At 35.1% G+C, this 644-nt stretch carries 1 protein-coding gene; it reads left to right on the top strand.

Annotation, left to right across the window (positions count from 1 at the left end):
* The coding region (locus RF647_RS19085; RefSeq protein ID WP_368813108.1) for a hypothetical protein at positions 1-644 on the top strand (644 nt) is incomplete at both ends.

Here is a 644-nt window from a genome sequence, read left to right as displayed (position 1 = left end):
TGACATAGATGAAATAAAAGATGATGGTAGATCACGATTCATATATGGTTATTTAGATTATTCAATCAAAGAAGTTGTCGAAGTAATCAAAACCCGGATCGTTGACCCTAATGACCCTGATCTTTGGGAAACATCCAGACCACTTGCAGGCGACGGGATGAAAAAAATGCCAAAAAGCATTGTTTCTCCTAATCAACAAAAGTCGCGATGGAAACAAATTGATAAAATAGTTACCTATATCGACTTTAGGCCATCAATAAGCGCCTTTGACAAATTCTTCTATCATGCTGATTTTAATCTATATCCTAAGAAAACCTTTTTGCGGAAAAGAAGCCACATCTTAAAAGAAGTAATTGAAAATAATTCATCCAGTTGCAAACCATTTAAGGGAAAAAAGGAAAAATTATATAGAAACGAACTTCTTTCCGAAGAGAAAGTTCAAATAATAAGTCATATATTAGGTCGTACTTATACAAGCATCAGACTAGTGGAGCATGCTCTCTTCACCAATGATAAAGCATCTACAGTTATACTAGAGTCTAACAGTCTCAACTATTCAGAAGCCTTTGCTGGTAGCGGGGAATTTGCAGTCACTCTATTGGTTAACCAGATAATAAATTCCCCCAATGCTTCTTTAATTCTAT

Origin of the sequence: Kocuria sp. CPCC 205263, assembly GCF_040981075.1 — a bacterium.
Lineage (GTDB): Bacteria > Actinomycetota > Actinomycetes > Actinomycetales > Micrococcaceae > Kocuria > Kocuria rosea.
Note: the sequence above shows the minus strand (reverse complement) of the source record. Positions and strands in the feature narration are given on the sequence as shown.